The 18,899-nt window shown below is 70.3% G+C and carries 15 protein-coding genes and 4 pseudogenes; 4 read left to right on the top strand and 15 right to left on the bottom strand.

Annotated features, from left to right (window positions below; translation table 11 throughout):
* Positions 1-245: 245 nt before the first annotated feature.
* From ACWGDE_RS21505 to ACWGDE_RS21470, 8 genes and pseudogenes are all read right to left on the bottom strand, one after another.
* The gene (locus tag ACWGDE_RS21505) at positions 246-1,016 is read right to left on the bottom strand and encodes a transposase (RefSeq protein ID WP_453390600.1); all 771 of its coding nucleotides are present in this window, start codon (positions 1,014-1,016) and stop codon (positions 246-248) included.
* A gap of 214 nt (positions 1,017-1,230) precedes the next feature.
* Positions 1,231-1,623: an Imm7 family immunity protein gene (locus tag ACWGDE_RS21500; RefSeq protein WP_453390599.1), complete on the bottom strand. Its 393-nt coding sequence runs from the start codon at positions 1,621-1,623 to the stop codon at positions 1,231-1,233.
* 191 nt (positions 1,624-1,814) lie between these two features.
* A pseudogene (locus tag ACWGDE_RS21495) lies at positions 1,815-2,394 on the bottom strand (transposase); the annotation flags it as partial.
* A gap of 161 nt (positions 2,395-2,555) precedes the next feature.
* A pseudogene (locus ACWGDE_RS21490) lies at positions 2,556-3,150 on the bottom strand (sugar nucleotide-binding protein).
* 60 nt (positions 3,151-3,210) lie between these two features.
* A complete protein-coding gene (locus tag ACWGDE_RS21485; protein ID WP_453390598.1) occupies positions 3,211-3,678 on the bottom strand; it encodes an N-acetyltransferase family protein in 468 nt (155 codons plus the stop codon).
* A gap of 56 nt (positions 3,679-3,734) precedes the next feature.
* Positions 3,735-5,057 carry a UDP-glucose dehydrogenase family protein gene (locus tag ACWGDE_RS21480; protein WP_453390597.1) on the bottom strand — a complete coding sequence of 441 codons (1,323 nt, stop codon included), beginning with the start codon at positions 5,055-5,057 and terminating at the stop codon, positions 3,735-3,737.
* 97 nt (positions 5,058-5,154) lie between these two features.
* Positions 5,155-6,387, bottom strand: coding sequence for a hypothetical protein (locus ACWGDE_RS21475; protein ID WP_453390596.1), 1,233 nt, complete (start codon positions 6,385-6,387; stop codon positions 5,155-5,157).
* 63 nt (positions 6,388-6,450) lie between these two features.
* Positions 6,451-7,749: an aminotransferase class III-fold pyridoxal phosphate-dependent enzyme gene (locus ACWGDE_RS21470; RefSeq protein ID WP_453390595.1), complete on the bottom strand. Its 1,299-nt coding sequence runs from the start codon at positions 7,747-7,749 to the stop codon at positions 6,451-6,453.
* Positions 7,750-7,859: 110 nt separating this feature from the next.
* On the opposite strand from ACWGDE_RS21470, the pseudogene ACWGDE_RS21465 reads away from it, so the two are divergent.
* From ACWGDE_RS21465 to ACWGDE_RS21450, 4 genes and pseudogenes are all read left to right on the top strand, one after another.
* Positions 7,860-8,174 (top strand): annotated as a pseudogene (locus ACWGDE_RS21465) (helix-turn-helix domain-containing protein); the annotation flags it as partial.
* 153 nt (positions 8,175-8,327) lie between these two features.
* The gene (locus tag ACWGDE_RS21460) at positions 8,328-9,365 is read left to right on the top strand and encodes an XRE family transcriptional regulator (RefSeq protein WP_453390601.1); all 1,038 of its coding nucleotides are present in this window, start codon (positions 8,328-8,330) and stop codon (positions 9,363-9,365) included.
* A 292-nt stretch (positions 9,366-9,657) separates the two neighbouring features.
* Positions 9,658-10,068, top strand: a complete 411-nt coding sequence (locus tag ACWGDE_RS21455) for a hypothetical protein (protein ID WP_453390594.1) — start codon at positions 9,658-9,660, stop codon at positions 10,066-10,068.
* A 1-nt stretch (position 10,069) separates the two neighbouring features.
* A complete protein-coding gene (locus tag ACWGDE_RS21450) occupies positions 10,070-11,791 on the top strand; it encodes a hypothetical protein (protein WP_453390593.1) in 1,722 nt (573 codons plus the stop codon).
* A gap of 95 nt (positions 11,792-11,886) precedes the next feature.
* On the opposite strand, the gene ACWGDE_RS21445 is transcribed toward ACWGDE_RS21450, so the two are convergent.
* The 7 genes and pseudogenes from ACWGDE_RS21445 to ACWGDE_RS21415 form a co-directional block, all read right to left on the bottom strand.
* Entirely contained in the window at positions 11,887-12,981 is a 1,095-nt protein-coding gene (locus tag ACWGDE_RS21445) for a hypothetical protein (RefSeq protein WP_453390592.1), read from the bottom strand.
* Positions 12,982-13,333: 352 nt separating this feature from the next.
* Positions 13,334-13,894 (bottom strand): hypothetical protein, encoded by a 561-nt coding sequence (locus ACWGDE_RS21440; RefSeq protein WP_453390591.1) that lies wholly within the window; start codon positions 13,892-13,894, stop codon positions 13,334-13,336.
* On the bottom strand, positions 13,891-15,495 hold the full coding sequence (locus ACWGDE_RS21435; RefSeq protein WP_453390590.1) for a type IV secretory system conjugative DNA transfer family protein: 1,605 nt from the start codon (positions 15,493-15,495) through the stop codon (positions 13,891-13,893). Before ACWGDE_RS21435 ends, ACWGDE_RS21440 begins: the two co-directional genes overlap by 4 nt.
* Position 15,496: 1 nt before the next feature.
* Positions 15,497-16,378 (bottom strand): annotated as a pseudogene (locus ACWGDE_RS21430) (type VI secretion protein); the annotation flags it as partial.
* 117 nt (positions 16,379-16,495) lie between these two features.
* Entirely contained in the window at positions 16,496-17,311 is an 816-nt protein-coding gene (locus tag ACWGDE_RS21425) for an ExeA family protein (protein WP_453390589.1), read from the bottom strand.
* The gene (locus ACWGDE_RS21420) at positions 17,308-17,631 is read right to left on the bottom strand and encodes a Mu transposase C-terminal domain-containing protein (RefSeq protein WP_453390588.1); all 324 of its coding nucleotides are present in this window, start codon (positions 17,629-17,631) and stop codon (positions 17,308-17,310) included. The genes ACWGDE_RS21425 and ACWGDE_RS21420 overlap by 4 nt, the downstream gene beginning before the upstream one ends.
* Before the next feature lie 358 nt (positions 17,632-17,989).
* The gene (locus tag ACWGDE_RS21415; RefSeq protein ID WP_453390587.1) at positions 17,990-18,667 is read right to left on the bottom strand and encodes a DDE-type integrase/transposase/recombinase; all 678 of its coding nucleotides are present in this window, start codon (positions 18,665-18,667) and stop codon (positions 17,990-17,992) included.
* Between the last annotated feature and the right edge of the window lie 232 nt (positions 18,668-18,899).

Below are 18,899 nucleotides of genomic sequence, written 5' to 3'. Positions count from 1 at the left end.
GGAGCCCTGCTTCTCCTGTATCGAACAATGCTCGATATCCAGTACGAAGTTGTTGAGCATGTCTCTTGGTCAATCTACGCCCGAAGACTTGAATCGAAATCCCGCTGGCACTGCGCAGCCTGTTTCAGGTAGGCCCTCCTCGACCTGGTCCACCTTCGCAGCAGCAAGACGCTTGCCTAAGGGTTGTCCCGTAAATGATCTTTGAGTCGTCTCGGGCATGACGGGCTGACGTACGGCCCTCTGGCCTATCCGGCGAGGGCGAGGTTGTGCATGCGGGCGATGCCGAGCATGGCCTGGCGGACGCCCTCGCCTTTGAGGCGGCAGTCGCGGAGGATCTTCCAGGTCTTCATGCGGGCGAAGACGTGCTCGACGCGGGCGCGGACCTGCTTGTGGGACTTGTTGTGTTCCTCCTTCCAGGCGGGGAGTTCGATCTGACCGCGCTCGCGGCGGTGAGGGATGAGGAGTCCGGTGCCCGGGTAGCCGCCGTCGGCGATCGTGAGTGTCTTGCCGACGGCGGCTTTGGCGCCGGACTCCTCCCACGCCTTGCAGTCGTTGCGGTTCCCGGGCAGAGGCCGGCCGACCACGACGACCAGGCGGGTGTCGGCGTCGATGACGACCTGGTGGTTGGTGGAGTACCGGTAGTTCTTCGACTGCGCGGCGATGGCGTGATCCCGGGTGGGGACGAGGGTTCCGTCCACGATCAGGACGGTGCCCTTGGCGAACCGCTTGCGGGGCTGGAGCGCGAGCATCGGCCCGAGGTGGTCGATGATCCGGTCCGCCGCCGACTTCGAGACCCCGAATAGCGGTGCGAGCTGGCGCATCGTCAAGTTCGTGCGCCAGTACGCCGCGACCAGCAGGGCCCGGTCCTCCAGCGGAAGGCTCCACGGCCGGCCCTTGCGGACCGCATCAGCACCCTCGCGCCGCAGCACCGCCACCAGCTTCCCGAAACAGCGCGGGCTCAGCCCGGTGAACGGGGCTATCCAAGACGGCTCCGACGCCGTGATCACACCAGCCACAACAAGATCATCTCACCTGTGACCAGCAGTTACGGGACAAGCCTTAGATTGGTACCGGGTTCAAGGTCTCCACCGCGACGGTCAGGACGTCAATCAGACCGTCGACGTCCTGACCGACACACGCCAAGTCTGCTAGAAGCCGTCCAGGGGGCACGATCCGCGGCCAGTCTCCGATGCAGCAGGCAAGCGATTTCGCGCGATGTGCACCCTGCCCCTACCCGTCGAAGGGATCCTCCAGTGTCGGGATGCATGGCGACAGCAACGCCTCGGTGTGCCAGGTAACGACTCCGCGAGCCAGCCTCAGGACGCGGACCTCGTTCTCGTGGCCGGGGTCTTCATCGTCGCGCAGGTGGAGCAGGCCGTAGGACCCCGGAGCCTCCATACCCGTATGGCTGAACAGCTCGAAGATCTCGGATGCGCGATGGTTGGTGAAGCCTCCGATGTGGATAAACGGTTCACCATTCATCCACCGCAAGTCGAGGAGGTAGGGGCTGGCCATCGCGTCGATGCGATGCCGAAGACCCTGGACGATCTCGGTGAGTCGCGTTGAGTCATCGTCGTCCGTGGCACACTCGCGAACCGTAATCCAGCCATGGTATTCAAACATGCCGGTAGCCTAAGGGATTGTAGATCACTAACCTCGATCTTTCGTGACGGTCCGTCGGTTTCCTCGGCGGGCCGTTTCGGTTGTTCGGGCTGGTGGCGGCCAGGCTGATGGCCCGGCTGTCGCGTCGGGTGGGCGCCGGGTTCCACGGCTCCGGCGGGGTGGTGCGGCTCGGAGGGACGGGAACGTGCTGGTCAGCCGGGGTTCGGGAGAGCTTTGAGGCGTGCCAGGGCGTCGGTGATCACGCCGGTCCAGGGCCAGTGGTGGGCGAACCGCAGGTGCTGGCGGCGGGCGGTGGTGACGAGCTGAGCGGCGGCGGAGAAGAGGCGGAGCCGGAGGCGGCGGGCTCCCACCTGCGGGTTTCTCCGGTCAGAGCAAGGATGGCCATCCAGGCGAGGAGGGCGAGGGCGATCTGGACGATCTCCAGCCAGATCTGGTTCTGCGCGGCCTCGTGCAGGGGAAGGTTGCGCAGGCCGGTGGCGCGGGCGGCCCGGATGCGGTCCTCGGCCCTCGCCCGCTGGCGGTGCCGCAGTTCGAGTGCGGCGATGGGGACGCCGGTGGTGTTGGTGGCGAACGCGGTAAGCCGCAGGCCGTCGGTGTCGGTGTCGGTGTCGGTGGAGCGCAACTGGGCGCCGGGATGGGTCGTTCCTTGCGAACGATCAGCCGCATTCCCTTCGGCCAGCCCTTGAGGCAGTCGCCGGACAGTTCGGCGACCCAGGCGCCGTCGCGGATCTCGCCGCCGGGCTCGATGGCCACCGTCCATGCGGCGGTCGGGACGTTGTGGAGTCGAGGAGTTCCTGGGTCCGGCCGAGCGCTGCCTTGGCAGCCTTGGCGTTCCCGGTGCGGCCGCGCTCGTAGGCGCCTTCGGCCATGTCGGCCGCCTGCTCAGGGAATCCGCGCAGGAAGGCCTGCAGAGCAATGGTGGCGACCCTGGATCAGATGGAGCACCCGGGCCGGAGGAACTGCTGGGCCCCGCGCAGTACGGTGCGCAGACCTCGTTGGGTCGCGCGGCTGTCGAGGCGTACGTCGAAGGCGCCGCGGAGTGTGCTGTCGGCCCGCAGGCTCATGGGGAGCCGGGAGGCGTCGAGTCCGTCTCGCTCGGCGATGAGGATGCCCAGTTCGTGACGGCTCACGGCGTCGCGCCCTGCGAGGTGGTGGACGCCGACCGCTTCGGTGGCCGCCAGCTCCAGGAGGGCGGCGGCCAGGTCGGTGACATGCACGGGACAACGGATATCGTCCGTGAACAGGACGCCGTCACGGGTGCCGGCAGCGAGTTCGTGCACCGCCTTCTCGTAGACCGACCGCCCGTAGCCACGATCAGCGAGGTTCGGGCGACCGCGGCCTGCGAACCTCGGACATGACCGCGTCCAGGCTTCCCGCGTCCCGCAGATCGAGACGGCGCCACGTGGTGGGGGAGGCGGCGCCGGGCTTGGTCGCGTACGTCACGACGGTCGTGTGCCCTGCTGCTATCGCCTGCCGGACCAGCTCTGTCCCGAGAAAGCCGCTGCCACCGACGATCAGAACTGTCATGACGACACCGGAGACCGGCACCGACGACGACGAGGGAGGTCACCCCGACCACCCTCGTCGTCAGGGTGCCGGTGGGGGCCGCCAGATGTATCGGACGTCCGGCTCGTGCTCGTCGTTGCGCGTGCCGTCCGTCCGCTCGACCGCGATGAAGCCGTGGCGCTCGTAGAACCGGTGCGCCGGTTCGTTGACCTGGAACGTCCACAGCGACAGCCCCTCCGGCCGCTGCTCCTTGGCGAGGGACATGAACCGGTCGCCGAGACGCCGACCGCGCCACGCGGGGTCGAGGTAGAGCTGCTTCATTTCCCCGCCGTTGATCACCATGACCCCCACCACCTCGCTCCCGGTGACCGCGACCCAGGTCTCGTACTGGGGCACGAGGACGCGGGCGAACCAGTCGCGTACGTCGGCTTCGGCGTGGGCGCAGCGCACGGTGGGCAGCGCGGCGGCGAAGGAACGCAGCCAGACGTCGGCCGCGGGACCTGCGTCGGAGTCATCGGCACGACGGAGCACAACGTCGTCACTGGTCATGGCGGGAACCTTTCCAGGGGCGTGGGGGCAGCAGCGCGAGCCCTTCTCCGCGGGAGCTACTTCCCGGGGCGTCCGAGCTGGTGGACGGCCCAGCCGGCCGTGCGCCAGGGCTCGGGGTCGAGGGTCGTGCGGCAGTCGACGAGCAGCGGGTCGGCCGGCAGAGCTACGAGGGCACAGGGGTCTGCCTCGCGGTACTCCGGCCATTCGGTGGCCAGGACGACGAGGTCGGCTCCTTCGACGGATGCGGCGACGTTGTCGGTGTAGTCCAGTTCCGGGTTGCGGGTCATGGCGGTGGCCACGGCCTGCGGGTCGTGAACGGTGACCGTGGCGCCGGCCTGCTGGAGGGCGTGGGCGAGGGCGAGTGCCGGGCTCTCGCGGACGTCGTTTGTGCCGGGCTTGAAAGCGGCGCCCCACACGGTGACGTTGGCGTTCTTGACCGGGCGCCCGCACAGGGCCTCGCGGATGAGGTCCATGGCCACGTCGGTGCGGCTCTCGTTGATCTTCTCGGCGGCGCGCAGGAGGACGGCGGCCTGTTCGGCGCCGAGCTGCCGTGCGGAGGCGGTGAAGGCGCGCACGTCCTTGGGGAGGCAGCCGCCGCCGTAGCCGATGCCGGGCCGCATCCCGCCGCTGCCGATGCGCGGGTCGATGCCGAGGATCTCCACGATCTGGGAGACGTCGCCACCTGCGGCCTGGCACATGTCGGCGACGGCGTTGATGTAGCTGATCTTCAGGCCGAGGAAGGTGTTCGCGGCGCCCTTGGCGAGTTCGGCGGTCTGGGGGTCGGTGACGAAGATCGGGACACCCGCGTCCAGGATCGGCGCGTACACGGCCCGGATCGCCTTCTCCCCCTCGGCGGTGGTCACGCCCGCGATGAGCCGGTCGGGCCGCAGGGTGTCCTCGACCGCGTGCCCCTCGCGGAGGAACTCCGGGTTCCAGACCACCTCTACCGCGGTGCCCGCCGGGGCGAGGCGCTGGGCGAGCGCGGTGACCTGGACCGTGGTCCCGACGGTGACCGTGCTCTTGCCGACGATCGTGCACGGCCGGGTCAGGAGCGGGGCGAGCTGGCGGATGGCGCCGTAGACCTGCCCGGTGTCGTAGGAGCGTCCGTCCGCGTCGATCGGCGTGCCGACACCGATGAAGTGCAGCTCTGCGAACTCGGCTGCCTCGCGGATGTCGGTGGTGAACCGCAGGCGCCCGCTCGCGGTGTGGGCGGCGAGCAGCTCGGGGAGGTCGGTCTCGTAGATGGGGCATTCGCCTGCGTTGAGCCGCTCGACTTTGGCCTGGTCGACGTCCACACCGATGACTTCGTGACCCAGTTCGGCCATCGCCGCCGCGTGCGGGATGCCGAGGTGTCCGCAGCCGATCACTGAAACGCGCATTCCTTGACTCTCATCCTGGGAGGGGCACCGCGGGGCGGGGCCGGGGAACGAGCCCAGAGGCTAGCGCCGTTCCCCGGCCCCGGATTTCACGCGCTGGTCACGTCGGGTTCAGCAGCTGCTCCAGCTCGCCGATCGCGACGGCGGCCGTCTGCCGTACGACGACGTCACCGGTCTGGGGGGCCTCCAGCGGGTAGGCGAACCAGGTTCCGTCCGGACGGGGGAATCCCTCCGGGTCGACGAGGAATACCTTGAGGCCGGCCGCGCGGGCCCGCTTGGCCACCCAGCGCCGGTCGGCGTGCAGCCCGATCACGACCAGGGCCTTCGCGTCGGGGTGGAAGGTGACCGGCGGGATCCGCTGGTCGTAGCGGCGCATGAACTCCTCCTGGAACCCGGCGCGGGCGCCGAGCGCGTCGAAGTTGTTCGTGATGAACGGGCCGACCATGTGCCCGGCCTCCTCCATGCGCTTGAGCGCGCGGAGCGCCGGGGTGACCTCGGCGTCGAAGCACGCCCGGTACATGTCCGACAGCTCGCCGACCTTGTTCTCGGTGTCGAGGAACATCTCCGCGAGCAGCGGGTCCCGGCCCGGAGCGAGGATGAACGTGAAGCCCTTGCGGAGCTGTTCGTCCTCGATCTCGTTGACGTGGTAGATCTCGTGGAGCCGGTGCAGCGGAGGAATCCCGGCCTCGTAGGACAGACCGCAGCCGGCCTCGACCTGGAACGGCAGGAAGTCCGTGAGCTGCGCGAGGTCGTCGGCGTAGACGGGCTCGCCGGGGGTGTCCTTGACCCGGACGCCGTGGGTCAGGACCTCCCACGGCCGTCGGCGGACCGCCCTGGGCGGGAAGGCGTTGACGGAGGTGAAGACGGTGTCGATGACCTCGTAGTCGGCCGGGAGGCGGCGGCCCGCCCGCAGGTCCTCCGGGTGCTCCTCCACCCGGATCATGTGGACGCGCAGGTCACCCAGCTCGTACCGACCCCGCCCGACCTGCTTCCAGCCACCGTCGGCCAGCATCGCGTGGTTCTGCTCCCACGCCTCCTCGATCTCGTCCCGGGGCGCGGCCACCGAGTGGTACAGGTACATCTCGGTCATGGCGAGCGACGGCGCCGCGGTGGTGTCGACGAGCCCGTACTGGTGCCAGTAGTGGACGATGCGGCGGCGCGCGTCGCCCTCGCCCGCCCAGCCGGAGTTGGAGGCGGTCTCCTCCTGCTGGGTGCGCCGCCAGATGCCCTCCTCCTCGAAGCGGGGCCGGTCGGCGTTCACCCCGTAGAAGTCGTGCCACCTGCTGAGCTGGGCCTCGTCGAGCTGGTCGATGACCGTGACGGGAAACTGCATGACGTGTCCTCGGTTTCTGCGTCGAGACGGTCCGCCCCCACGGCAGGGGAGCGGCAGGGCGGGTCAGCTCAGGGCGCCGACGGCGTCGGTGAGCGCGGCGGTCAGGAAGTCGATGTCGTCCTCGCTGGAGTTCAGCGGGGGCGCGACGACCAGGCCCTCGCTGCGCGGGTGGCCGGCTCCGGTGAACGGGTAGAAGAAGACGCCGCGCCGCTCGCACTCCTCCATCAGCCGCCAGAGCAGGCCCGGGGCGACCTCCACCCCGTACAGGTGGCCGATGCCCCGGACCTCCCGTACCGGCGCCCGGCTGGTCAGGGACCGCAGCGTCGTGCCCAGACGCTCTCCACGCGCGGTGAAGGCACCGAAGTCCATGGCCTCCAGCTCGTCCAGGACCCCCAGGCAAGCCGCCGCCTGGAGGGGGTGGGTAGCCATGGTGCCCATCGCGGGCAGCGGGTCCACGCCCTTGCGCCGCAGCAGCGGCGCGAGCTCCGGCGACACCAGCACCGCGCCCACACCGGTGTAGCCGGCGCCCAGGCCCTTGGAGAGGACGACCAGGTCGGGCTCGCACCCGTCCCAGTGATGACTCGCCAGTGGGGTGCCGGTGCGCCACAGCCCGGTCAGGACCTCGTCGTGGATGACCAGGACGTGCCGCTCGCGGCAGATCTCCGACACCCGCCGCAGGTAGCCGTCCGGGGGTACGAAGGCGCCGCCCGTGGTGCCGTTGACGGGCTCGATCAGGACCGCGGCGACGTTCTCCGCGCCCCGGCTGTCGATCGCCAGCGCCACCTCATCAGCGCACGCGACGCCGCACCCCTGCCCGTCGTGGGCGTGGCCGTGCGTGGGCGGGTAGGGCGCGGGGAAGGCGGGGCCGAGCCCGTAGCGGTCTTCCGGGCGGGGGTTGCGGATCTGGTTGCCCGCGACCCCGAGGGTGAACATGCTGTTGCCGTGGTAGGAGAGGCTCGACGTGAGGATGTCCCCGCGCCGCTTTCCGTCGCGGACCCGCACGATGTTCCGTGCCAGGCCCACCGCGACCTCCACACCGAGCGTTCCGCACGTGGTCAGTGCGACGGAGTCATCCGGCCTGCCCACCGCGCGGCACAGGCTGTCCATCAGTTCCATCTGGATGTGGGGCTGGACGACGGCGGCGCCGCCGAAGGAGTAGCGGGAGAACTGCTTCTCTATGCGGGCGAAGACCGCGGGACTGCCCTGTCCGACGTTCACACAGAGGAGCCCACTCGATCCGTCGAGGATGCGGCGTCCGTCGGCGAGGTGGAGCCAGGGTCCGTTCGAGCCCACGGCTTCGAAGTCCGGCAGGGGCCTGGACGACGTCAGCAGACGGTCGCGCTGCGGCAGGTACTGATCCACGGAGAAGTCCCTTCTGAGGAGTACTCACGGGGGTGGGGAGTGCGCGGCGTTGGTGAACCGCCGCAACTCCAAGACCACCGCACCAGGACGCGGTACAACAGTCAGTAGCCATGGGGCTGCAAGGAGTTTGCATCTCGTGCAAGGACGGACGGCCGCGTCCGAGCCCCCGCTTCACGGGGACCACGCAGCCTCGGCTACACCGGGACGGGACTATGGATGCAGTTCGAAAGCCACAGGCGGCACCCGGGGCGGCGACACCTGGCGAGGTGGTGCGCAGAGCACGCAGAATCCAGGGAATGTCCCTGGCCAAGCTCGGGTCGATGACCGGCTACTCGGCCGCCCAGGTATCCCGCTTGGAGCGCGGAAAATCGAACATGACAGACCTGTCCGTGCTCCAGAGATTCGCCCAGGCACTCGGCATCCCACCCCAGGACCTCGGCCTTGCCCCCACTACGGGCCTCACTACGGGCCCCGCTACGGGCCCCGATACGGACCCGCGCAGTCAGCGAACCGGGCCCTATCCCAGCCTGCCCGCCTCTACGCTGGGAATCCCAGGGCACGAGGACGGAGAGGACCCGGTGCGCACGCGAAGGCAACTGCTCGCGAACCTGGCGGTCACCGCCGCGGCCGCCCTGGGAGCCCCCCTCGCCGGCGCTGCCCCGGCCAAGACCGAGGAGGCGCAACTCGGCGAGACCCTCGTCGCGGGGCTGCGCGACGCGATGCTCGGACTCGGCAGCGCGGCCCCTGACATGCCACAGGACCCCCTCTCGGTGGAACTGCACCGCGCCTCGGCGGACTTCAACGACTGCGCGTACTCCAGCCTCGCCCTACGGCTCCCACGCCTGATCTCCGCCGGGCACCAGTCCAACAGCGACAGTTTCCCCGTGCTGGCGCAGGCCTACCTCCTGGCGACGCGCATCCTCATCAAGCTCGACGAGCCGCAACTCGGCTGGATGGCGGCCGACCGCGCCCGGCAGTTCGCCTCGGCCGCCGGGGCACCCGTCGCGGCAGCGGAGGCGGCCCGCCAGCAGGCCGTCCTCGCACGCAAGGCGGGATGGCACGACCAGGCCCTGACCCTCGCCCTGAACGCAGCCGACGACCCGGCCCTGCGAGAACTCGGCAACGCCGGGATCGCCCAGCGCGGCCTGCTCGTCCAGTGCGCCGCCTACACCGTCGCCCACCAACGCAACCAAGCCGGCATGCGCGAGCTGACCAGCGAGGCCACCGCCATCGCCAAGAGCCTCGGCTCCGTCACCCACCTCCGGGACACCGGCGGCGGCTTCAGCTGGGCCACCGTCCAGCTCCACCTGATCTCGGCAGAGAACACCGCCGGAGATCCCTCGGCCGCCATCGCCGCCGCCGACGCCCTCGCCCCCCAAGCACTCCCCACCACCGAACGGCGCGCCCTCTACTTCACCGACCGCGCGAAGGCCTTCGCGCAATGGGGCCGCCGCGACGAATGCATCCGCGCCCTCCTCCAGGCCGAGTACTGGGCACCGCAGGAAACTCACGCCCGCCCCGCCGTGAAATCCCTGGTCTCCGGCCTGCTGCTGTCCGGGCGCACCACACCCGAACTTCGAGGCATCGCAGCCCGCACCGGAGTCCTGCACAGCTAACGGGAATGACGCGGGCACCCTGCGGGGGCTCGTCCAACCCGCCCCGAACTCCTGCTGCGGGGCGGGGCATCCCGCGGCCCGGGGCCGCGCAAGGTCTCCGGCCCACACCCAGACCAGCAAGGACCGGCCCGGTGGGACCTCCGGGGAGACACTCCGTCCTCGCGCGTCACCACCAGCCCAACACCCCGGTACGGGTGTTCTCCACAAGATCAGGCTTATCCACAGGCCGACCCAACGACTGCCCCGCGGGTGGGACGATCATCCCCATTCCGATACAAAGGAGGGGTCGTCAGTGTCCGCAACAGTGCTGGATGAGCTGGACCGTGAGCTGGACTCCGAGGACGTGGTTGCCGTGCTGTCGGCGGCTTGGTACGCCTTTGGCATGGTCGCCAAGCTCGCCCATAGCATCACGTTCGACGAGGGCAGCGACGAGATCCAGGGGCTGATCACCTCGCAGAAGTGCTCCGAGGGTCGGCACCGTCTCCCGTTGCCGGAGCGCGGCCGGCCGGTTGCTGCACCGCCGCTGGAGCCGGGTGCCGTCGGCCTGACTCCGTACGTACGCCTGCTGGAGCACGTCAGCGGAGCGCTGACGCGACTGTCTGCCGGCGAGGTCGCCGACGAGGCATCCGCCCGCTCCCTCGTCGAGGTCGGAGAGCTGGCGGCCGGCGCGGCCATGGCCCTGTCCTACGTTCGGGGGCAGTGAGGTGGCGACGCTCGGGGAGCTGTTCGACGTGGCCGTCGCGCACCTGCGGGAGGTGGCGCGGACACCACTCGCCTCCGTCCCGCCCGGTGAGCGGGCCGCGCTGGCCGATGAGGTCGACGGACTGCTGTTACAGGTGCAGAAGGGACTCGGGCCTCGGGCGTACACCCCTACGCCGGCGGCCGACGAGGATCAGCGACGGCGAAGGGAGCTGACCCAGGCGGAGCAGAACCTGGAGGACTGCCTGGGCGATGCGCGAACGCTGCTGGGCACCGCGAGCCGGTACCTGGCCCCGCAGGCCGGTCAGCGCGGGCCGTCCGGGGAGCGGATCGCATCCGCGGCGCGGGCCGTGGGCGCCGTGCGCGATGTGATCGGCAGTCATCTCGGGCCCGACCGGGCGCCGCTGACCCCGTACGCCTACCTGCTGCGGCACCAGAAGGCGTTCGACTACCTCGCCCGGCGGTACTCCGAGGTCGCCTGGGAGGCCGGGCACGTCGTTCACCGGCTCGCCCAGGGCGTCGAGCATCCCGGCGCGGTCGACGCCTTCGAGCGGGCGAAGACCTCCCTCGACCACGCGTCCGTCTACGCACGGGCCGCGACCCGGGACGCCGATCACGACCTGGCCTCCTTCCCCGCGGCCCTGCCCGTCGAGCCGGTTCATGCCTCCGCCACCGACCCGACCAGCGCCGTCACCGCCCGCCTCGCCGAGGACTGTGAGCGCCTGTCCCGCGCCGCTTACACCGCCCTGCACGACACGGCGGAGCACCGCCTGAGCGGCTCGGACCTCCAGCAGATCTCCTCCTGGAACGCGCTGGGCCGGATGCTCGCGGGCCGGACCCTGATGCACGTGCTCGCCGGGGACATGGCCGACGGCGCCGTGCAAGAGAACCTGAAGAGCGCCGCGATGGCGCTGCGGGGTGCCTCGAAGGCGTGGGGCGCCGCCGCGAATGCCTGGGGCGTCGTCGTCGACACGGGCGATCCCCGCGAACATCCCCCGCTGGAACTGCCAAGGTATGCGCAGGTCCGCCGGGGCCAGGTTGCGAAGATGCCATCCACTGAACCCCACCCCGCCGTCGTCATCTCCCGTACCGCGACCGTGCGGATCGGGCAGTTGCTGTTCGGCTCCGAGTGGACGCCCGATCAGCCGCCGGGCGCGGCCGGCCGCGGACATCGTCGCGGACGCCGGGGGAGTGGGGGCGCTGGCTGCGACGGCGTACCGGCTCTCCGCCACGGGCTGGCAGATGGCGGGTACCGCTCCGTGGGTCGTCGTGCGGGCCAAGGCCGGCCTGGTGACCAACGCCGACGACTACCGGCCTCCTTCGGCTGGCAGGGACCGGCGCTTCTACCCGGTGCACCCGCGTCAGGTCGAGTCGCTGAAGGAGGCTTACGCCACAGTGATGGGGGCGGAGCAGAAGGGCGCGGCCGCTCTCCTGTCCGCCGCGCGGAGTACGGGCACGCCGGTGCCCCGGGCGATGCTGGACGCGGCGGCCCATCAGTCGATCGCCCAGGAGCTGAAGTGGGTCCCGACGAAACCGGTGCAGGCAGCACAGCGGGTGCTGCCGCGCGCGTACGTTCCCACGGACCTGGCGATCGGGCGCCGTCCGGGACTACGACAGTGAGACCGCTTGCGGCGCTCGCGGGCGAGACCGGTGACGGCCGTCCTCCTCCTGGAGGACGCCACACGGACCGCCGCCGACGGCCGACGAGACGCCGAAGACCGCGATGACCAAGACGGCGGACATGCTGCGGTCCGCCATGTAGTCGGCACCGCGATCCCGTACGTGGTGGTGCCGGGCAGGCACTGCCTGGCACCACCACGGCCTACACCGACGCCCGCGGGATTCGGGCCGCTGCCGGCGCGGGTACCGCCGCACGGGGTGCGGGGGTCGCCGCCTTCGGAGCCGGCGTTGCCGCGCCGGGAGGCAAGGTGACCGCGAGGCGGGCCGCGTGGCGGTCTGCGCTCTGGGCCAGCGCCTGGAGGGCCTGAAGGTCTCCGGGGGCGAAGCGGGCGGCACCAACCGCCGCCGTGACGAGTGCCTTGGCGTGCTCGGCGACTTCGCCGTACGGGCCGACGGCCGGGCCCGGTCCGCTTTCGTACGGCGGGAGCTGCTGCCAGGCATCCCGGAAGGCCGCCACACGGCGGTGGTCGGAGGAAACGAGCTCCTGGCCCATGGGACTGGCGATCCACTCCTGGAAGCGCTGCGTCACTTCCCGGGCGGCCCGCACGGAGTCCTCGCGGGTGGCGTACGCCTTCGGGGTCGCCCGCTCGACAAGATGTGGCATCGGATCGGCGACGGGCTCTTTGGCGGATGTCGCGACGGATGCAGGTGCCGGTTCAGGCTTGGCCTCGGTGGCGACATTGCTGTAGGTCAGGGTGGCGTCAGAGAGTTTGAGCAGGGCGTCGGCGGTCGGGAGGTCGCCCTGAAGCTTGCGAGCCAGGGCCGACGCCGAGGACGAGATCGCCTCGCAGGCCCGGATGGACACGGTCTTCAGGAAGCCCTGGACGCGGATGTCCGCCTTCAAGTTCTCCCAGTAGGGGCCCGCCTTCTCCTTCATCCCCTCCCAAAGGTGACCCAGGGCACCGCGAACGGTCTGGATCCGCTGCCACTCCCGGTGGTTCTTCAAGGTGTCCGCGCGAGCGTCGGCTCCCCTCAGGGCCGCGTTGACGTCTGCCCCCGCCTTCGGAACGACTGAGGGTTCGGGGGCCTTGGCCGGCACCGCCGACTCCGCTACCTCAGCCGAAGGGGCGAGTGGCGCGGCCTCGGCTACCGCCTTCTCGGGCTGTGGGCTCAGGACGGCGATGTCGGCGGCTACCGCAGCACGGATCTCGGCGGCGGGGACCTCAGGAACGAGTTCGTCCCAAGCCGCCATCGCTTCTTCCCACTCAGGCCAGTCGGCTTCGTCCGGCTCGTGCATGTCGAGACCGTTGTCACTGGCCCGTACGGGCTGAGGCGGGACCGGCGCCCCGGAGCCTGCGGAGTCGTCAGCCTGCCACAAGGGCAGCGCCCCCGACCCGGGACGCGATGCCGCGGCGGAAGGGTCGACGGCATGGTCCGTAGGTGTGGCCATGGGTACCTCCAAGATTCGCGCCGTACGAGGCGCCGGTTCGGGAATGGGCCTGGAACTGGGACTGGGCGTGGAAGCGTCTGGGGCGGATCACGACGTTGCGGTCCTGGCGGGGAACGCCAGCAGTACGGCGGCTCAGCAGAGGCGATCTCGACGCCGACCGGACCGAACACGCTCGATGGGGTGGGACACACGGCCTCCTCTACAGCGGCGGGTTCAGCTCGGCTTCGCGACCGTCGAGTTCGGCGGCCACCGGGTGGGCGGCGTCGATGTTCATCGCGTCTGAGGCGTTCAGGTACAGGTCGAAGGCCTCGGCGGCGCCGGGCGGTGGGGGGACGATGAGCGGCGGTTCCTGGTGGGTGCCGTTCGCGCACGCGGCGAGCTGCAGGCGGGGGAGGAAGGCGTGGAGGGTGTTGATCCAGTCGGCTTCGGCGAGTTCGCGTCCCGGTGGTTCGTCCCCCGCGTAGGTGCGCATCCACCCCGTGTAGAGGGCGGTGAGGTGTTCGACGACGCCAGAGTGCCGGTACCAGCAGTACGTGACCGTGTTGTGGAGTTCGAAGGTTCGCCGGAGCCACTCGACCCAGGCTGCGAGTTCGCGCATCCGGGTCCGCCGCTCCGGCGGGTCCATGGCCGCCCACACCCAGCGCTGCGGCTCCGGCTTCTCCGGCATCCTGGCAGGGGCTCCGGGTGGGGACGGCCACAGGTCGGCGGGGGTCATGGGGTTGGCGGGGTCCGGCACGTGCGGCCCCCAGGGGTCGGTCATGGTCGGCTTCCCCTGCTGGTCCTGCTGGCCCGCCGTCCCTGCTTCTCGGCGGGGACGGGCTTCGGGTCCTCCGCCTGAGCTAGAAGCTTCTTGAGGTCCTTGTCGCGGAAGGTGAGGCGCATCCTCACCTTGATCGGCGGGAGGTTCGTGTACTGGGCGATCGCGGTGAAGACGGGGAGCTGCTGGAGGGAGTGGACGGGCGCGAGGTCGGTTTCCGTGGCCTGGGTGTTCGTGGAGTGCTCGCCGCGGGAGCGGCCGTGGCTCGTCTTCAGGACCTCGGTGCGTCCGTACAGGCCGGAGAAGTAGCGCAGGGTCTCCAGGTCGCCGCAGCCGGGCAGGAGCATGCGCAGGCCGCTCGCGGACAGAACGGTGTTGGCCTTCTGCACGCCGAGGGATTCGCGGAGCTGGGACAGGTCGTGCCAGACCGTCAGCATCGCGATGCCCATGCCGCGGCCGGTGGTGAGGATGGCGGGCAGGCGCGGGTAGCGGAGCATGTTGCCGGCCTCGTCGACGAGGAAGCCGACGGCCGGGTCGATGGGCTTGCCCGTGGCGTTGTAGCGGGCTTCGGCCGCGTGGATCGCTCCGGCGATCAGGGAACTGATGAGGGGCGCAAAGCGGTCGGCGTCGGCCTCGGAGGCGATGACGCAGATGGTGCCCTTCCTGTCGAGCCACTCCTCGAAGGTGAAGTCGGACTTCGAGCAGGTCTCGCGGACTTCCTCGTCGGCGAAGACGCGGGCCAGGACGTTGAGGCTGAACTGGATGGAGCCGACGCCGTCCTCGTGCAGGCGCAGCCAGGGGGAGGCGTAGTCGTCGGCGACCTCGGTGAAGCCGTGGGCGAGGAGGACGGCGCGGACGTGGTCGAGGGCGTCCTTGCCCAGCGAGATCCAGCGGCGCAGGTCGGAGATCCCGCCGCCCGAGAGGTGGGCGGCGAGCAGGATGCCCTTCAGCACGCTCTTGGCCTGGTCGACCCAGGGCGCGGCCCGCTTGTCGCCGCCGGAGGCGGAGGCCTCGGCCAGCCAGGAGGCCATCCGGTCGGCGGCCTTGGTGGTGACCACCAGGGCGCCCTGCCACTCGGCCGCGTTCGGCAGGACCAGGCCCGTCGTCTTGGAGGAGCCGGGTACGCCGAACACGGTCGCGGAGATGTTCGGCTGGGCCGCGAGGATGTTGTTGGTCCGCAGGCCTCGGCCGGCGGTGATGCGGTTGACCCGCTGGGCCGGGTCGTTCGCGGCGTACATCTTCCGCTCGGTCTTCGCCCCGCCCCACTGGGCACCGCCGGTGCGACCGCCGAAGGACACCGCGCCGGCCACCTTGACGATCACGGCGCCCAGGGCGAGTACGAAGAACACCGTGAGCCCGTAGAACAGCCAGGAGGGCGGGGCCGGGTGGTAGACGGAGCCGGGGCCTTTGACGAGGGCGGACAGGACGGTGACCGGGACGCTGTCCGCGCTCGCCGCCCAGCCCCGCCCGGACAGGAGTCCGGCGAGCGGCCCGGCGAGCAGGACGGAGCCGCCGACGGTGACGGCCAGGCCGGCTCCGTACGCGGCGAGCAGCGTGTTGTCGTCCAGGCCGGCCGTTGAGGGGCCGGCGCCGCGCTCCGACACGTCAGATCACCATCTTCTCGTCGGTCTCGAAGAGGCGTTCCTCGGTGCGCGACAGCATCAGCTGGACCGCGTGCGAGCCGCCGCCGCGGCCCACCTTCCACAGCGCCCGGCCGCGCTGGCCCGCGCCCCAGGAGCCGATGAGCTCGCATTCCGAGTCGGTCAGGCCGATGGCCTCGCGGGTGATCTGGAGCGGGCGGGTGTCCTGGGCGAGCTGGACGCGGGTCTCGCAGGAGGCGATCAGGTCGCGAGCGATGGCGACCGCCTCGGAGCCGGCCGCGCCCACCGACTCGAAGTCGGAGAGGCGGTGGGTGGCCAGGACCTGGATGGTGCCGGTGGCCCGAGAGAGGCGCAGGTCGGCGTCGATCTTCTTGACCATGGTGGCGCCGCCGGAGCGCATCTGCCGCCGCAGCTCGTTGCGTACGACGATGCACGGCTTCTGGCCCGGCTGGTCGATGGCCGACTGCGCCCAGGTCGAGACGCAGGACCGTGGCGACCGTCTCGTCCCCGTACTCCGCCAGCGCCGAGATGTCGACCGACTGGATCGGGGCCTCCCAGTCCAGATCGATGGAGGTGGCCTCGTCGCAGAGCCCGTCAATGTGGCCCGTCGCTATCCCGCCGAGCGCGAAGCGGATGGAGGCCATCTCCTCGCGTGCCCGCTGGATGTCCCCGTCGCGGATGCGCAGCTCCCGGCCATCGCGGCGGTGGGATCGCGCGACCGGTCGTAGACCAGGGGGAGCGTGGGGACGGCGAAGCGGGTGGCGGCTGTGGTGCCGTGGAGCTCGCCCGTGACCTCGCGTACGGCGACGTCGAGGGCCTCCTCCTGGGGGAGCAGGGTGCGCCGCAGCTGGAGTTCGAGGAGGGCCTTGAGGAGGGTCAGGTGTTGAGCGACGCTGAAGATGAGCATGAAGGCGACGTGCTGGTTGTCGATGCGACGGGATGAAACGACCCCGGCGGCCGTCAGGCCGCCGGGGTCGTCGTGAACACGGTGTCGGCTTCGTGCTCACTCTGTCGCGTGGGTCTCGGTGATGGCGGCCCGGGTGGAGGACTCGTCGACGATGCCCTTCTCCTCGGTGAAGGCGGCGATGAGGGACTGCCAGGCGATGTTGTTGACCGAGCGGGGCAGGCCGCGGCTGGTGAGGTGGATCAGCTCGACCGCGTCGTCGGAGAACAGGGTGTCCTCTCGCCCGGCGATCGTGAGGTGGTGCTTGATGTAGCTGGAGGTCTCCTCCTTCGTCATCGTGGGCATCTGATAACTGATCGAGATCCGCTGGTCCAGGGCCGCCAGGACGCCGTGCTTCATGCGTTTGCGCAGGGTGGGCTGGCCGATCAGCAACACCGCGAACGGCGTCGTGGAGTCCATGTCGTAGTTGGTGAGCATCCGGATCGCGTCCAGCTCCTGGTGGTCGAGCAGGTGCGACTCGTCGATCACCACGGCCGGCGTCCTTCCCCGCTCGTCGACCTCCGCGGCCAGCGCGGCGGACGCCTGGGTCGCGAGAGCGGCCAGGTGGAACTTGGGCGTCCCGCCCAGGCTGGTGACGATGCGGTCGTAGAGGCCGCGCATGCCGACCTCGGGGTTGGGCTGGTAGATCACCGTGAACCGGGCCGGATCCAGCGAGGCGACGGCACCTTTGAGAGCGACCGTCTTGCCGGATCCGACCTCGCCGGTGACCACGCCGATCGCCCGGTTGTTGATGCACCAGGCGATGCGGGCGGCGGCCTCCCGGTGGGAGTGGTGCTGGTGGAGCATGGACGGGGCCAGGTTCCGGCCGAAGGGGACGCGGGTGAAACCGAAGTACCCCTGAACGCGGTCGATCATCGCGGTCCCCGCCCGTCGTCCATCAGGGACGAGTAGTTGATGCCCTTCGCGGTGTTCGCCGTGTGCTTCTCGTCGAGGATCTTGAGGTAGTCGATTCCAGTCGGCGGGGCCGACTCCGGCGGTGTCTCCGGCCTCGCCTTCGGATGGGTATGACGGCCCACCCGATGCGGGACGGCCTTGCCCGCCGTCTTCCCCGAGGCCCTCACCTCGATCTCGGTCAGGTCGAACGGGTCGAAGACCAGCTCGACCTTCATCCCGACCAGCATCGGGTCGACCTCGTAGCTGTTGCCGTGCAGGCTGACCGTCGCGGTCTTCGTCATGGTCCGGAACTCCGACCACAGAAAGGCCTCCCGAAGATCAGCGGGGCTGGGCAGCGGCAGCGGCCGGGGAATCGAACCCAGCCACCGTTCGATCGGAGGCTGCCCCGTCTCCGAGTGCACCGTGCGGTGATAGACCGTCTCCACCCACGCGGTGAAAAGCCTGTTCAGCTCGGTGAGATGCTCAATCTGACCGACACGTTCCTCATCGAGCTCGACCAGGAACTGATCACGGACGGTGCGGAAGAACCGTTCGATCTTCCCCCTGCCCTGCGGCCGTCCGGGCTTGGAATGGGTGAGCCGGACGGCCAGGGACGCGCACGCCCTCAAGAGCCACGTGTCCACGAAAGCCGACCCGTTGTCAACGTAGATCGACTCCGGGACCCCCCCGGGCAGACAGCGCCGGCCGCAGGGCGGCGGCCAGACGGACGGTGTCCTCGGCGAACCCGAACCGGTGGCCCACGATCGCCCGGCTGTGGTCGTCGATGAACGCGAACAAGTACGTCTTCCGCCCGCCGATCTTCGGCCCGTGGAGAGCGTCCCCGGTCCACAGCTCGTTGCCCCGGGTGGCCTCGAACCGCCCGAACACGCTCTTCTCGCTGCCGGTGGCGCTGGTCAGGCCGGCGTCAGCGAAGTGCCGCTGCAGCGTCCGGTCGGTCGGCGACCAGCCCTGCGTAGTCCGCAGGATCCGCTGGATCTGAGCCGCGGTGCGGGCAGGGTTCTCCTTCTTCAGCGCGGCCGCCAGGTCCAGGACCTCGACCGGCGTGCGTGGGGTGACCTGCCGCTGGGCCGGCACCAGCGCGGGGAAACCGCCCGCGCGGTAGTGGCGGGCCCAGCGGTCCAGCGTGCCGCGGGCGACCCGCACCTGCCGGCCGAACGGGTCGGTGTGCTCCTTCGCGGCCAGTTCACGGGCGAGTTTCCCGCGCTGGCGTGTCGTGAGCTTCGTGTCGATCAGGTCCTGGATCAAGCCGTAGCGGAACAGGCCCACCTGCCGGGCCCTCTCCGCCCGGCGACGGTCCTCGTCCTCACTCGGTGACATAGGCAACCCACCTCGCGTCTCGAACAATGCCCACCGCTTCGCCGGCGGACACGATCAAGACTTCCGGCACCCTCCGATCCCGCCCAGGGGCGGCCCGTGTTGATCAAATAGCGGAAGAAGACGAGGCCAGCAGCCTGCCGCCTATCGCCCTCCCGGCGAACTCCCACCGCGACACCGTGAGCATGTGCGGCCACTTCGTCGCGGGCCGCCGCAGGGGGGGCCCCCCCCCCCC

This window comes from Streptomyces sp. NPDC054956, assembly GCF_053609185.1.
This window is presented reverse-complemented; position numbering and strand designations above follow the sequence as displayed.